The organism is Bradyrhizobium sp. SZCCHNR1002 (assembly GCF_032381435.1).
GTDB classification, from domain to species: Bacteria; Pseudomonadota; Alphaproteobacteria; order Rhizobiales; family Xanthobacteraceae; genus Bradyrhizobium; species Bradyrhizobium aeschynomenes.
Window position 1 is genome coordinate 172,282 of sequence record NZ_JAUHIS010000005.1, and the last position, 13,690, is coordinate 185,971.

The window sequence follows — 13,690 nt, forward strand, 5'->3', positions numbered from 1 at the left end:
CACGCCCTCTCTATGCCGGACTATGGGTGACATCAGGTGCCAGAAACATTGCCGATCGTCCCGAGAACGTCCCATGGACCCATTCGCCGCGCTGTTTGCCCATGTCACCCCGCGGGCCCGGACCTTCTTCTCCGGAAACCTCTGCAACTCGATCGAGTTCGGGACGGACGGCCATCTGCACCTGTTCAAGGGCGGCGTGCTGACGCTGACCCAGCCGGACGCGGATGATCTGGAGCTGCGCGAGCCGACCTTGCTGTTCTTTCCGCGTGGCCGGACGCACCGCTTCCGGGTCGATCCCGTGCGTGGCGCCGATCTCGTCTGCGCGACCGTCGAGCTTGGCGGTGCTGAGGGCAATCCGATCGGAGAGGGATTGCCGGAGCTGGTGGTGATGCCGATTGCCGGCCATCCGACGCTCGCGCCGGTCTGCGATCTCCTGGTGGCCGAGGGCTTCGCCGACGGTGGGGGACGACAGGCTGCGCTGGACCGGCTGTTCGATTACCTGCTGATCCTGATCGTCCGTGACGTCGTCGCCAGCGGTGCGGTCGAGAGCGGCGTGCTCGCCGGGCTCGCCGATCCGCGCTTGGCCAAGGCGCTGACCGCGATCCATGAGTCGCCCGCCAGGCCGTGGACCCTGGACGATCTGGCCGACCTCGCCGGCATGTCGCGCACGCGCTTCGCCGACCTGTTCCGGACGCGCATCGGCCGCACGCCGATCGACTATCTGACGGCCTGGCGCATGACGCTGGCGCGCCAGCTGCTCGCCAAGGGCAAGCCCGTGAAGAGCGTCGCGGCTCAAGTCGGCTACGACAGCGCCGCCGCGTTCTCGCGCGTGTTCAGCCGGGTATCGGGACGTCCTCCTCGGGAGCTCGCAGGCAAGCTCGGCGTCGGCGAGCGCGACTCCTGATCTACTCCGCCGCGACCATCTGCTGAATGCGCCACTGCCCGAGCAGCGCCCGCAAGGAGGCCGGCTTCAGCGGCTTGTTCAGCACGGCGATGTTGTCGTCGCGGGCGGCGGCGCGGACGTGGGGGCTGCGGTCGGCGGTGATCAGGATCGCGGGCAGCGCCTCGTTGAAGCGGCGGCGGATGTCGCGGATGGCGGCAATGCCGTTGCCGCGGTCGAGGTGGTAGTCGACCAGCAGACCGGTGACGGCGCCGTTGCGGGCTTCGATGGCCTCGACTGCGGACTCCGGATCCGGCACGGCGATCACCTCCGCGCCCCACGCGGTGAGCAAGGTGCGCATGCCGTCGAGGATCGCGGGGTCGTTCTCGATGCACACGATGAGGGCGCCGGAGATCGGCGTCGTCGCCAACGGCGTGGCGCTGGTGACGGCGGCGGTGTGGTTGATCGCCTTGGCGATCGGCACGGTGACCGAGAACACCGAGCCGCGGCCGGGCTGCGAGTCCAGCGCAATGCCGTGATTGAGCACGCGGGCGATGCGCTCGACGATGGAAAGGCCGAGGCCGAGGCCGCGGGCGATGCGCGCGCCCTGTTCGAGGCGGTGGAATTCCTTGAAGATCTCGCCGCGCTTGACCGGGGGGATGCCGACGCCGGTGTCGTAGACGCCGATCTGCAGCGACGTGCCGTGGCGGCGGCAGCCGACCAGCACGCGGCCCTGCGGCGTGTACTTGATGGCGTTGGAGATGAAGTTCTGCAGCAGGCGGCGCAGCAGCAGGCGATCGGATTCGACCGGGAGTGAGCACGGCACGAAGATCAGCTCGAGGCCCTTGGCGCGCGCAGCCGGTGCGAACTCGATCTCCAGCGAGCGCATCAGGTCGGCCATCTTGAAGCTCGACACCGACGGGGTCATCGCGCCGGCATCGAGCCGGGAGATGTCGAGCAGCGCGCCGAGAATTTCCTCGATCGCTTCCAATGAATCGTCGATGTTCTCGACCAGACGCGAGTCCTCGCCCGGCGTCTGCCGCTCGACGAGACTCGTCACATAGAGCCGCGCCGCGTTCAGCGGCTGCAGGATGTCGTGGCTGGCGGCGGCGAGGAAGCGGGTCTTGGAGATGTTGGCATCCTCGGCGGCGCTCTTGGCGACCGCGAGCTCGGAGTTCAGCCGGGTCAGCTCCTCGGTGCGGTCGCGCACGCGCTTCTCCAAGGTGGCGTTGGCGCGTTCCAGCGCCTCTGCGGCCTCGAAGGACGGCGTGACGTCGGTGAAGGTAATGACGAGGCCGCCATCGGGCATGCGGTTGCTGCGGACCTCGATCACCATGTGGCGGTCGGCAAGGCGTTCGAGATAGGGCTCGCCCTCGGTGGTGTAGGCGGCGAGCCGGCGCGCCAGCAGCGCCTCGCTGTCCTCATAGGTGGGCGCACCGATCGTGCCCATGAATTCGAGGATCTCCTTCAAGGGGCTGCCGATCTGCACCAGGTCCGGCGGCAGTCCGAGCAGGTCGACGAACTGGCCGTTGGAGCAGATCAGCTGCAGATCGGCGTCGAACACCGCAATGCCCTGGCGCACATGGTTCAGCGCGGTCTGCAGGATCTCACGGTTGAAATGCAGCGCGGCGTGGGAATCGTCGAGCAGCTTGAGCGCGGCCTTTGCGGAGACCGTGCGCTTGCGCAGCAGCAGCGACATTACGAGGCGTGACGACGCCGCGCCGATCGAGGAGGCGATCAGATGCTCGGCATGGCGCAAGAGCTCGAAGTCGGCAGGCGCGGCAGCGTCGAGCGGGAGGTTGCGCTGGGCGGCGAAGGCCTCGAACGAGGCGCGGGCGCGATCCGGGCCCAGATATTGTCCGACGGTGCTCTGGATGTCCTGCACGGTCACGGTGGAGCGCCAGCGCCGGAAGCTGGGCGCGCTCGGCGTCAGCTCGGCCGGCACGAACAGATCGGCCTGCAACAGCTCGATCGACGACGGCTGCCGCGCCAGCGACAGCACGATGTAGGTCAACAGATTGAGCGACAGGCTCCATAGCACGCCATGCAGCAGCGGCGGCAGGTCGGTGCCGAGCAGCGCCTGCGGCCGCAGGGCCTCCAGTCCGAACGGGCCGTGCTGCAGGAACAGGATGCCTGACGTGGAGGTGTCGAGGAAGCTCGGGATGAACAGCGTGTACAGCCAGACCGCGAATCCGACCAGCATGCCGCCCATCGCGCCGCGCGCGGTGGCACGGCGCCAGAACAGGCCGCCGAAGAAGCTCGGCGCGAGCTGCGCGATCGCGGCGAACGACAGCAGGCCGATCGCGGCGAGCTGCGTGGTGCCGAGCGCGCGGTAATAGAAATAGGCCATCACCATGATGGCGAAGATCGCGATGCGGCGGGTGCCGAGCAGGAAGCCGGCGAAGTCGCGGCCGATCTCGCGCTGCTCCTGCTGGCGCTGCAGCACCAGGGGCACGACGATGTCGTTGCAGACCATGATCGACAGCGCGACGCATTCGACGATCACCATCGCGGTCGCCGCCGACAGGCCGCCGACGAAGACGAGGATCGACAGCCATTGCGAGTTGGCCTCGATCGGCAGCGCCAGCACGTACATGTCGCTGTCGACGGCGCCGAACGGGAAGGTGACGAGGCCGGCCAGCGCGATCGGGATGACGAACAGATTGATTGCGACGAGATAGAGCGGGAACAGCCAGCGCGCGCGCGAGACTTCGGCGTCGTTGGCATTCTCCACCACGCTGACATGGAACTGTCGCGGCAGCAGCATCGCGGCGCAGAACGACAGCAGCGTCATCGTGAGGAAATTGCCAATGCCCGGGACGTATTCGAGCGCGCGCTCGGCCTCCGGCGATTTCATCGCCCGCTCGATCAGCTCGACCGGCGAGAACATCACGAAGGTGACGAAGGCGCCGGCCGCGATGAAGGCGACCAGCTTGATGATCGACTCGGTCGCGACCGCCAGCATCAGGCCGTGCTGGTGCTCGGTGGCGTCGGTCTGCCGTGTGCCGAACAGCACCGCGAACATGGCCATCGCGAGCGTGACCATCAGCGCCATGTCGCCGACGATCGGGATGTGGGCGAAGGCGCGGTCGTCGATCAGGATGGTCTGCAGCGACGAGGCGACGGCCTTGAGCTGCAAGGCGATGTAGGGCACCGAGCCGATGATCGCGATCAGCGCCACGGTGGCGGCCACCGCCTGGCTCTTGCCGTAGCGCGCGCCGATCAGGTCGGCCACCGAGGTGATGTTCTGCGTCTTGGCGAGCTGGATCACGCGTCGCAGCAGCGGCGTGCAGGCGCCGACCATCAGGATCGGGCCGAGATAGATCGCGAGGAAGTCGACGCTGGTGCGCGAGGCGAAGCCGACCGAGCCGAAGAACGTCCAGGAGGTGCAGTAGATCGCCAGCGACAGCGGGTAGATCAGCCCGGCCAGCCGCGACGGCCGCCGACCACCCGCCCGGTTGCCGCGGCTCGCGACCAGGAACAGGAACCCGATATAGCCGAACGCGGCCAGGATCACGCCCCAGTCGTGCAGCATCTCCTACGCGTCTCCGACGTCTTCCCCGAAGGCTCCGGGCTGATCCCGTTGTCCAGGAAATCTAGCCCTTTGCCGGAGGCGAGGCGACAGCGATCTTGCCCGGGGGAGTGCCGACCTTGGTTCATCGTTAGCGTGGCAAGTCGGCTCGGCATTCTCCGCCCGGGGCGCCCGCAGGGCGAGCCCGGAATCCATTTTGCCTCATGCACCGTGGCCCGATGGATTCCGGGCTCGTGCTGCGCACGCCCCGGAACGACGGGGAGAGGGGGTTGCTCCATCAGCTGGGCGGTGAGCAGGGCAAACGTGTCACCGCATTCTCCGCGGTCATTCCGGGGCGCCCGCAGGGCGAGCCCGGAATCCATTTTGCCTCATGATCCGTAGCCCGATGGAGTCCGGGCTCGCGCTTCGCACGCCCCGGAATGACGGAGGGAGGCCTACTCCGCCGCCAGCGGCTTCTTGTGCAGCGCCAATCCCAGCCGCTCCCACACCTGCAGTAGGGCCTCTGCCAGGCGATCGATCAGGCCGTCGTCGTGATAGGGCGAGGGCGTGATGCGCAGGCGCTCGGTGCCCTTGGCGACGGTCGGGTAGTTGATCGGCTGGATGTAGATGCCGTGCTCTTCCAGCAGCAGGTCGGAGGCCTGCTTGCACTTCTCGGGATCGCCGACGAACAGCGGCACGATGTGGGTGTCGTTGTCCATCACCGGGAGCCCGGCGGCGTTGAGGATCGCCTTGACGCGCGCGGCGCGGTCCTGGTGGCGCTCGCGCTCCCAGCTCGACGATTTCAGATGCTTGATCGCGGCGGTCGCGGCCGAGCAGATCGGCGGCGGCAGCGCGGTCGTGAAGATGAAGCCCGGTGCGTAGGAGCGCACCGCGTCGATGATCTCGCCCTTGGCGGCAATGTAGCCGCCGAGGCAGCCGAACGCCTTGGCCAGCGTGCCTTCGAGAATGTCGATGCGGTGCATGACGCCGTCGCGCTCGGCGATGCCGCCGCCGCGCGGGCCGTACATGCCGACGGCATGGACCTCGTCGACATAGGTCATCGCATTGTAGCGCTCGGCCAGATCGCAGATCGCGGCGAGCGGCGCGACGTCGCCGTCCATCGAATACAGGCTCTCGCAGGCGATCAGCTTCGGCCTGCTGGGACCGGCGGCGATCAGCAGCTGCTCGAGATGGGCGAGGTCGTTGTGGCGCCAGATCTGGCGCTCGCAGCCGGACTGGCGCACGCCCTCGATCATCGAATTGTGGTTGAGCGCGTCCGACAGGATCAGGCAGTCCGGGATCAGCTTGGCGAGCGTGGCGATGCCGGTCTGGTTCGACACGTAGCCGGAGGTGAACAGCAGCGCGGCTTCCTTGCCGTGGAGGTCGGCGAGCTCGGCTTCCAGTTGCACCAGCGGATGATGGGTCCCGGCGATGTTGCGGGTGCCGCCGGCGCCGGTGCCGACGCGAGTGGCCGTCTCGACCATCGCACCGACCACCTTGGGGTGCTGACCCATGCCGAGATAATCGTTCGAGCACCAGATCACGACATTGCGCGGGCCGCTCGGCGAGTGCCAGGTCGCGTGCGGGAACCGGCCGGCGATACGTTCGAGATCGGCGAAAACCCGGTAGCGACGCTCATCATGCAGACGACCGAGGGCGGCACTGAAGTACTGGCTGTAGTCCATCACGAAACCTGACGTGCTGCGCTGCAGCGCAGCGCCTGGAACGGACCCTCTAAGCGGCGGGGGCTCAAGGTCTTCTTAGAGCGTTTCCAGAGCGGCTGTCGAGCCGGAATCCCGCGGCAGGACTTGGGCGATTTGTCCAAGGCAGCGCCGATGACGGCCGAACCGCGCTCGTCTTGCGGCAGACCTGCGGCAGCCTCAGGTGGTGCGATAGTGCAGCACGCCGTCGATGGTCTGGCTGGTCAGGCGGCCCTCGACCAGCATGTAGTTGACGTGGGCGATCAGCTCGCCGGCGGCAAAGCCCATCTGGTGCGGGTCGAGCACGTGCTTGTGGAACACCACCGGCACGAGCTGGGCCGAGGTCCTGGTCTCGTCACGGCAGGCGTCCGCGATCATCCGGCAGCGCTCCTCGTGATGATCGGCGAGCTGCTTGATGCGGGTCTTCAGGCCGTAGAACGGCACGCCATGACCGGGCAGCACCAGCACGTCATAGGGCAGGGTGGTGGTGAGGCTCGCCAGCGACGCCAGATATTCGCCGAGCGAGTTCTGGTCCGGCTCGACCGCCCAGACGCTGACATTGGGCGAGATCTTGCTCAGCACCTGGTCGGCCGACAGGAACAGTTTGTCGGCGGCGCAATACAGCATCACCTGGTCGAGCGCATGTCCGCCGCCGGTGATCACCTTGAAGCGGCGGCTGCCGATCTGGATCTCGTCGCCGTGGGAGATGCGGCGGTAGGACGCCGGCAGCACCGAGACGCGCTGCAGATATTCCTGGCCGCGGCCGAGCAGCTTGTCGGTCAGGGTCTCGTCCATGCCGTGGCGGCGAAAGAACAGCCGCTGCGCGTTGCGGCGCTCCTCGGTGCCGCGGTTCTGGTGATAGACCGATTGCAGGTACTCGACCTGCGACATCACCAGCGGACAGTCAAAGCGCTCGACGATCCAGCCGGCGAGGCCGACATGGTCGGGATGCGAATGCGTCACGATCAGCCGGCTGATCTTCACATGCTTCAGCGGGCCGTCGAGCAGCCGCGTCCAGGCGGCGATCGACTCCTCGTTGCCGAAGCCGGAGTCCACCGCGACCCAGCCGTCGCCGTCGGCCAGCAAATAGATGTTCACGTGGTTGAGGCGGAACGGCAGCTTCAGCCGCAGCCACAGCACGCCGGGCGCGACCTCCACGACCTGGTCCTCACCGGGATGCTGCTCCCAGGGGTAGCGCAGGGCTTCGGCGGAGGAATAAGCGGTGTCGGTCTTGGTCATGCCTCATCGATTAACGGCCGCCGCGGGCGAGCGCCAGCCGAAAAACAATCCGGAAACGGCATGGCTGCCTGTCATTCCGGGGCGCGGCAGGCCGGGGCCTCATGGTTCGAGACGCGCCTGACGGCGCTCCTCACCATGAGGGGCGGCTCCGAAACCGGAGCTGCACACTGACCATCAGCAGCATGCTGATGGCGAGAGGCGAGAGTTTGCGTTTCCATCCACAGGCGGCCCGGCCACAGCGCGAGCTTTACCTCCTCACCCTGAGGAGCCCGCCGCGGGCGGGCGTCTCGAAGGGCGAGGCCCGTATGGTAGCTACGCCGCCCTGATGTTGGTCAGGAACGCATCGACCTCCGCGCGCAGCGTATCCGCCTCGCGGCGCAGCGCCTCCGAGGCGCTCAGCACCTCGTTGGCGGAAGTGCCGGCCTGGGCCGAGGCGCTGGAAACGCCGGTGATGTTGTTGGAGACCTCGCTGGTGCCCGACGCCGCCTGCTGGATGTTGCGCGCGATCTCCCGCGTCGCGGTGCCCTGTTCCTCCACGGCCGCAGCGATCGCGGTGGTGACGTTGTCGATCTCGGCGATGGTCTCGCCGATGTTGCGGATCGCCGACACGGCCGTCGACGCGACCTGCTGCATGCCCGCAATCTGGGTCCGGATCTCGTCGGTCGCCTTGGCGGTCTGGCTGGCGAGGCTCTTCACCTCCTGCGCGACCACCGCGAAGCCGCGGCCGGCCTCGCCGGCGCGCGCCGCCTCGATGGTGGCGTTGAGCGCCAGCAGGTTGGTCTGCGAGGCGATCGCCTGGATCAGGTCGACGACCACGCTGACGCGGCTCGCATTGTCGGCGAGACCCTGCATCGTGGAGTCGGTGGCGCCGGCTTCCTCGACGGCCTTCTTGGCGATCTGCGCCGAGGTCACGACCTGGCGGCCGATCTCGGCGATCGACGACGACAGCTGCTCGGTGCCGGCCGAGACCGTCTGCACGTTGACCGAGGTCTCCTCGGCGGCGGCCGCGACGGCGCTGACCAGCGAGTTAGACTGATCGGCGGTCTGCGACATGCCCTGCGCCGTCGTCTGCATTGCGGTGGCGGAGCTCTGCAGGTTGCCGAGCGCACTGCGCACCGTCGCCTCGAACTCGGCGATCCGGGCCTCCATGCGCGTGGCGCGCTCGGCCTTGGCGGCGTTCTCGCGATCCTGCTCGGCAGCGAGGGTGCGAGCCTGCACCATGTTGTCGCGGAACACCTGCAGGGTGTCGACCATCGCGCTGATCTCGTCGCGTTGCTTCGAGGTCTGGATCTCGGTTTCGAGGTCGCCGCCCGACAGACGCTGCATCGCCTGCTGCAGCCGCTTGATGCGGCGGAGGATGTTGCCGCCGACATAGAGCCAGACGAACAGGAACGAGCCGAGCAGCGTGGCTGCGCCGGCGCCGATCATGCCGAACGTCGCCAGCTCGATCTCGCGGCCGGCGGTGCCGGTTGCGTCCTCGGTGGACTTGCGCACGCCTTCGACCAGCTGCTGGACGCTGATGTCGAGCCCGACATTCAGCTTGCGCGTCTCCTCGAGCACGGTCTGCCCGTAATCGTTGGCGTCGAGCTCCTTCTCGCGGGTCTTGAACACGCGCTCCTTGCCCTCGCCGAGCGCGGCGAGCTTGGTCGCGGCGTCACGGATCGCCTTGGTGCCGCGGCCGCTCGGCAGCAGCTCGAGATTGGACTTCAGCTGCGCCAGCGAGTCCTTGAACTGCCGCTCGATGGTCTCCAGCGTGTCGCTGTCATTGGCCGAGAGCGCGGCCGCCATCTGGGCCACGATCAGATTGCCCGACGCGGTCACGTTGCCGAGCTGCTCGACGAACCTTGCCGCTGCGGTGGCGTCATCGGCCGACACTTCGGCGGCGCCCAGCACGGCGTTGAGCTGGGTCTGGGCATCCAGCATCGGCTCGTTGGCGGCCTTGGTGAACTCCTCCTGCGCCTTGCGCAACGCGTCATACTGCTTGTTGTGGGTGGCCGCGACCGCGAGCCGCTCGCGCGCGGCCGACACCAGGCTCTGGTTGGCTTCGTTGATGTTCTTGATGGTCTCGGCGAGCGGCGCGACCACGCTCTTGGCGGCGCCGAGCGCGGTGATCTCGGCGAGGCGCTGCTGCGTGCCCTTCTGGATGTCCTGCATCTTCTTCAGACGATCGTTGAGGGCGTCCTCGGTCTGCGATCCCAACAACGCGGGTCCGAGGCTCGCGAGGCTGGAGCTCTGAGCCAGCAGCTGCAGGCTCGAGGTGAGACGCGGAATATCGCGGCTCGACAGCTCGACCATGGTGCCGCCGATGTAGCGCAGCATCAGCCCGGCGCCGATGCTGATCGCGATGGCCATGCCCGCGATGACGGTGAAGGCTGCAAACAGGCTGCCCCGTACGCCCCATCTGGGTCGCAGGATCCCGAACACCCTGCCGAAGCTGAACCTATTCGCCATCTCTGGTTTCCCCCGATACGCGCTACTTGGAGCTGATGCTTTCCGGCAGTATCGCGGGCGGCGGTTAACAAATCCGGGAAAATACTCGGTTGCCGCTGAATTTTCGTGCATTTCCGCATTTCACCATGCGGCATTTAACGGGGTGGAAATGATTGTTTCGGGCGTTCCGATTCACCTATGACAGCAAAAGGGGCCGGCATCGCTGCCAGCCCCCGTCTTGCTTGTTATTTGACGCCTGCGGAATCAGTAGCGGGCCGCGACCGGCGCGCCCCAGTTGAAGCGGTAGTTCACACCGGCCTTGAAGGTGTGATCGTCGGTGGTGAAGCTGCCGGTCGGAACCAGCCCGGCCGGCGCTGCGAAGGTGGCGCTGCCGAAATTGTAGTACTGATACTCGGCCTTGGCCGACCAGTTCGGAGCAAACATGTATTCGAGACCGCCGCCGACGGTCCAGCCGTTGCGGTGATCGCCATTGGTGGCGAAGCCGACCGGGACGCCGGCGAGCGTCACCTTCTCGTTGTTGTCCGAATAGGCGTAGCCGCCCTTCACATAGAGGAGGCCCGGACCCCAGGTGTAGCCGAAGCGGCCGGTGATCGAGCCGAGGCCGCGCTGGCTGTTGGTGTAGACGAAGCCGCCGGGGAAGGCTGCGCCGACATTGCCGCTCAGCCAGCTGTACTGGCCTTCCGCGCCGATCACCCAGGTCGGGGCGAACTGCCAGTCGGCGCCGACCTGCACGCCGCCGAGGAAGCGGCCGTTCGAGTTGTTGCCGGTGGCCAGGCCCGAGAAGTTGTTGTCGCTGGAGAAGGCGCCGCCGAGATGCGCGCCGAGATAGAAGCCGGTCCAGTTGTAGATCGGCGCGGCATAGGCCGGTGCCTTGGCCGCATACGGATAATTGCGGGCGCCGAGATCGGCGGCGAGGACGGACTGGGCCGAGGCGAGCGCGGCGAGGGCAACGGTTGCGAACAGGATCTTCTTCATGGCGGGTCTCCAACACTCAACTAACAAGGCTCGCGCATCGCGCGCCGTCGATGGATCGGAGATAGATCGAATTTGAATCAAATGCTGTCACTCGGGCAGCACAGTGGTCTTCAACCCCACCCGTCGGCGGCCAAACGTCTTGTCGTAGTTAGCAAAGCGCTAACAAAGGCGGGGTCCGGCCTCGATGGCGCGAGGGACTGTGCCGCTGCGGGACAACCGGTTAACGCGGCTTAAGAGCTTCGTGCAGTGCGGCGGCCGCGTCGCGCAGCTGGCCGCGATGGAGGCCGTCGTCCTCGGGAATCGCGGCGATGCCTGCGGCGATCTCGGTGAGGATCGCGGCGAGCAGTCCGTAGTTGAGATGCATGTGGATCGACTTGCGGACGTCCTCAGCCCCGGGCCGCTCCAGTGTGAGCGCCAATCCCGAGGGGTCGAGATGGGCTTCGAATCGCGAGGACCGTTCGAACGTGCCGACATAGAACTTGTCGGGATATTCGAGCGCGATCTCGGCCTTGTCCGGAACGGGTTTCGACATAAGCGGGCTCCAGCGGGCTCCTGCGGGGACACGCCGCATTCTCGCAGATCGCCGGAGCCGCGCCTTGCGCCAGGTCAGACGGCTGCCATGGTCGGAGGATTGCGCACCCGGTGCTCGGGCTGCCGCCGGACGAGCCGCATTTCTACGGAGACGGAAATTTACCTTCGTTGAAAATGAGTTGTGCATGATCGTCGCAGCGTCGATTTGCCACTGGGGCCAGCCCGGACCGTGATCCTGCGATCTCCTCGGGGGCAGAACGAGGTCCGGCCGGCGCCGTTCGCCGTTTAGTGCCGTTCAACGAGGAATGCCGTCCGACATGAAGATGCGTCTGTCGATCTCCGCCGTCATTGCCGCCTTCGGCCTCGTGCTGGCGCTCGGCTTCGGTGCCGTGGTGCTGACCAGCGCTTACGCGTTGCGCGAGCTGAAGGTCGGCGGAGCGCTCTACAGTAAGATCAAGCTCGGCAACGACCTGGTGGCCGACATCCTGCCGCCGCCCGAATATGTGCTCGAGGCCTATCTCGAGGCGACGCTGGCGCTGCGCAATCCCAAGAACGTCGACGCGCACGTCAAGAAGCTGGAGCAGCTCAAGAAGGACTATGAGGACCGCAAGACGTTCTGGAGCGGCTCGGCGCTCGAGCCCGAGCTGAAGACGCTGTTGGTCGAGCAGTCGGACGGCGAGGTGAGGAGGTTCTGGCAGGCGGCGGAAGCCGAGCTGATCCCGGCCCTGCGCGCCGGCGACACGGCGAAGGCCGACGCGGCCTATGCGCGGCTATCGGAGGCCTATGGCGCGCACCGTGCGGTGATCGATCGTCTGGTCGAGAAGGCGAACAAGCTGAATTCGGACATCGAGACGATTGCGGCAGAGCAGGATCGCAGCATCTCGGTCGTGGTCTGGAGCGTGACCGGCATCGTTCTCGCGCTGGTCGTGGCCGGGCTGTCCGGACTGGTGATGGGCGTCGTCCGTCCGCTGTCGCGCATGACCGGACTGATGCGGCGGATCGCCGAGGGCGAGCTGGCCACCGAGATTCCGTATGCCGAACGCGGCGACGAGATCGGCGCGATGGCACGCGCGCTCGGCGTCTTCAAGACCAATGCGATCGAGAACAACAGCCTGCGGGACAAGCAGGACCGCGACCGCACCGAGGCCGAGCAGACGAAGAAGCGGGCCATGCTCGACATGGCCGACGTGATCGAGCGCGAGACCGGCACGTCGGTCGAATCGGCGGCAACCGCCTCGCGCCAGGTGGAGTCCGTCGCCAGCGGATTGTCCGACCTCGCGCATGAATTGTCGGCGGATGCCCAGTCGGTGGCGGCGGCCTCGGAGCAGTCGCTCGCCAATGCCCAGACCGTGTCGGCGGCGGCCGAGCAGCTGAGCTCGGCGATCCGCGAGATCTCGAGCCAGGTCGCGCGCGCCAGCACCATCACCAAATCGGCGGTGACCGGGCGCGAGAAGGCCAAGACCACGATGCTGTCGCTGACCAAGGCCGTCGACAAGATCGCCGAGGTCTCGAACCTGATCGGCGGCATCGCCGAGCAGACCAACCTGCTGGCGCTCAACGCCACCATCGAGGCGGCGCGCGCCGGCGATGCCGGCCGCGGCTTCGCGGTGGTCGCGGCGGAGGTCAAGTCGTTGTCGGATCAGACCGCCAAGTCGACCGAGGAGATCTCGCGCCTGATCGGTGAGGTGCAGACCACGACGCAGGCGACCATCGACGTCGTCGAGGGCATCGGCAGCCAGATCTCGGAGATCGACGAGGTGGCGGCGTCGATCGCCGCAGCGATGGAGGAGCAGCACGCGGCGACCCAGGAGATCAGCCGTTCCGTCCACTCCTCGGCGAGCGCGGCCCGCGACGTCTCGTCCAAGATCGGCAATGTCGGCAAGGATGCCGGCATGGTCAACGACCGCGCCGCAGAGGTGCGCAGCGCGATCGGCAACGTGGCGTCGAGCCTGACGGCACTGCGCGCCACGCTGGTGAAGGTGGTGAGGACGACGACTGCCGAGGCCGATCGCCGGCACGCGCCGCGCTTCAGGTCGAACCTGCCGATCAAGGTCGTCGATAGCAGCAGGGGGGAGGTTCGGGCGGATCTGGTGGACATCTCGGAGGGCGGCGCCTGGTTCCGGCTCGATCCCGAGCCGGGCATCGGCGATCGCGGCATTCTGCAATTCGCCGGTTTCGACGGCGATGTCCCCTACCAGGTTCGCGCCCGCGACCGGGACGCATTGCGGGTCGAGTTCGATCTCGGCGCCAAGCGCGAGTCCTTCGTGACCTGGTTCAGGTCTTCCTTCATGCGCCAGGCGGCTTGAACCGTCCGGCATTGCACCAAGGGGACGAGCCTCCGCCCGGACGAGCGGAGGCTTGTTGCTTTTCAGGTACGTGCCGCGAAGCCCGTTATGCAGCGGC

General features: G+C 67.1%; 8 protein-coding genes. 2 read left to right on the top strand and 6 right to left on the bottom strand.

What is annotated here, in order from left to right:
* Window positions 1-73: 73 nt before the first annotated feature.
* Window positions 74-904: an AraC family transcriptional regulator gene (locus QX108_RS23490; protein ID WP_315783128.1), complete on the top strand. Its 831-nt coding sequence runs from the start codon at window positions 74-76 to the stop codon at window positions 902-904.
* A 1-nt stretch (window position 905) separates the two neighbouring features.
* On the opposite strand, the gene QX108_RS23495 is transcribed toward QX108_RS23490, so the two are convergent.
* The 6 genes from QX108_RS23495 to QX108_RS23520 form a co-directional block, all read right to left on the bottom strand.
* A complete protein-coding gene (locus tag QX108_RS23495; RefSeq protein WP_315783130.1) occupies window positions 906-4,415 on the bottom strand; it encodes a PAS domain-containing hybrid sensor histidine kinase/response regulator in 3,510 nt (1,169 codons plus the stop codon).
* A gap of 431 nt (window positions 4,416-4,846) precedes the next feature.
* Window positions 4,847-6,076, bottom strand: a complete 1,230-nt coding sequence (hemA, locus tag QX108_RS23500) for a 5-aminolevulinate synthase (RefSeq protein ID WP_315722401.1) — start codon at window positions 6,074-6,076, stop codon at window positions 4,847-4,849.
* Between the two features lie 195 nt (window positions 6,077-6,271).
* Entirely contained in the window at window positions 6,272-7,330 is a 1,059-nt protein-coding gene (locus tag QX108_RS23505; protein WP_315783133.1) for an MBL fold metallo-hydrolase, read from the bottom strand.
* A 312-nt stretch (window positions 7,331-7,642) separates the two neighbouring features.
* Window positions 7,643-9,781, bottom strand: a complete 2,139-nt coding sequence (locus QX108_RS23510; protein WP_315783135.1) for a HAMP domain-containing methyl-accepting chemotaxis protein — start codon at window positions 9,779-9,781, stop codon at window positions 7,643-7,645.
* Between the two features lie 243 nt (window positions 9,782-10,024).
* Window positions 10,025-10,756 carry an outer membrane protein gene (locus tag QX108_RS23515; RefSeq protein WP_172110215.1) on the bottom strand — a complete coding sequence of 244 codons (732 nt, stop codon included), beginning with the start codon at window positions 10,754-10,756 and terminating at the stop codon, window positions 10,025-10,027.
* Between the two features lie 220 nt (window positions 10,757-10,976).
* Entirely contained in the window at window positions 10,977-11,288 is a 312-nt protein-coding gene (locus tag QX108_RS23520; RefSeq protein WP_172110214.1) for a hypothetical protein, read from the bottom strand.
* Between the two features lie 316 nt (window positions 11,289-11,604).
* Between QX108_RS23520 and QX108_RS23525 the strand changes: the two genes are divergently transcribed.
* Window positions 11,605-13,593 carry a methyl-accepting chemotaxis protein gene (locus tag QX108_RS23525; RefSeq protein ID WP_315783139.1) on the top strand — a complete coding sequence of 663 codons (1,989 nt, stop codon included), beginning with the start codon at window positions 11,605-11,607 and terminating at the stop codon, window positions 13,591-13,593.
* Window positions 13,594-13,690: the final 97 nt, after the last annotated feature.

Coding starts and splice junctions, on each gene's coding strand:
- QX108_RS23505 (WP_315783133.1), bottom strand. CDS start 7,330: ATGACCAAGACCGACACCGCTTATTCCTCCGCCGAAGCCCTGCGCTAC.
- QX108_RS23515 (WP_172110215.1), bottom strand. CDS start 10,756: ATGAAGAAGATCCTGTTCGCAACCGTTGCCCTCGCCGCGCTCGCCTCG.
- QX108_RS23525 (WP_315783139.1), top strand. CDS start 11,605: ATGAAGATGCGTCTGTCGATCTCCGCCGTCATTGCCGCCTTCGGCCTC.
- QX108_RS23495 (WP_315783130.1), bottom strand. CDS start 4,415: ATGCTGCACGACTGGGGCGTGATCCTGGCCGCGTTCGGCTATATCGGG.
- QX108_RS23510 (WP_315783135.1), bottom strand. CDS start 9,781: ATGGCGAATAGGTTCAGCTTCGGCAGGGTGTTCGGGATCCTGCGACCC.
- QX108_RS23520 (WP_172110214.1), bottom strand. CDS start 11,288: ATGTCGAAACCCGTTCCGGACAAGGCCGAGATCGCGCTCGAATATCCC.
- QX108_RS23490 (WP_315783128.1), top strand. CDS start 74: ATGGACCCATTCGCCGCGCTGTTTGCCCATGTCACCCCGCGGGCCCGG.
- hemA (WP_315722401.1), bottom strand. CDS start 6,076: ATGGACTACAGCCAGTACTTCAGTGCCGCCCTCGGTCGTCTGCATGAT.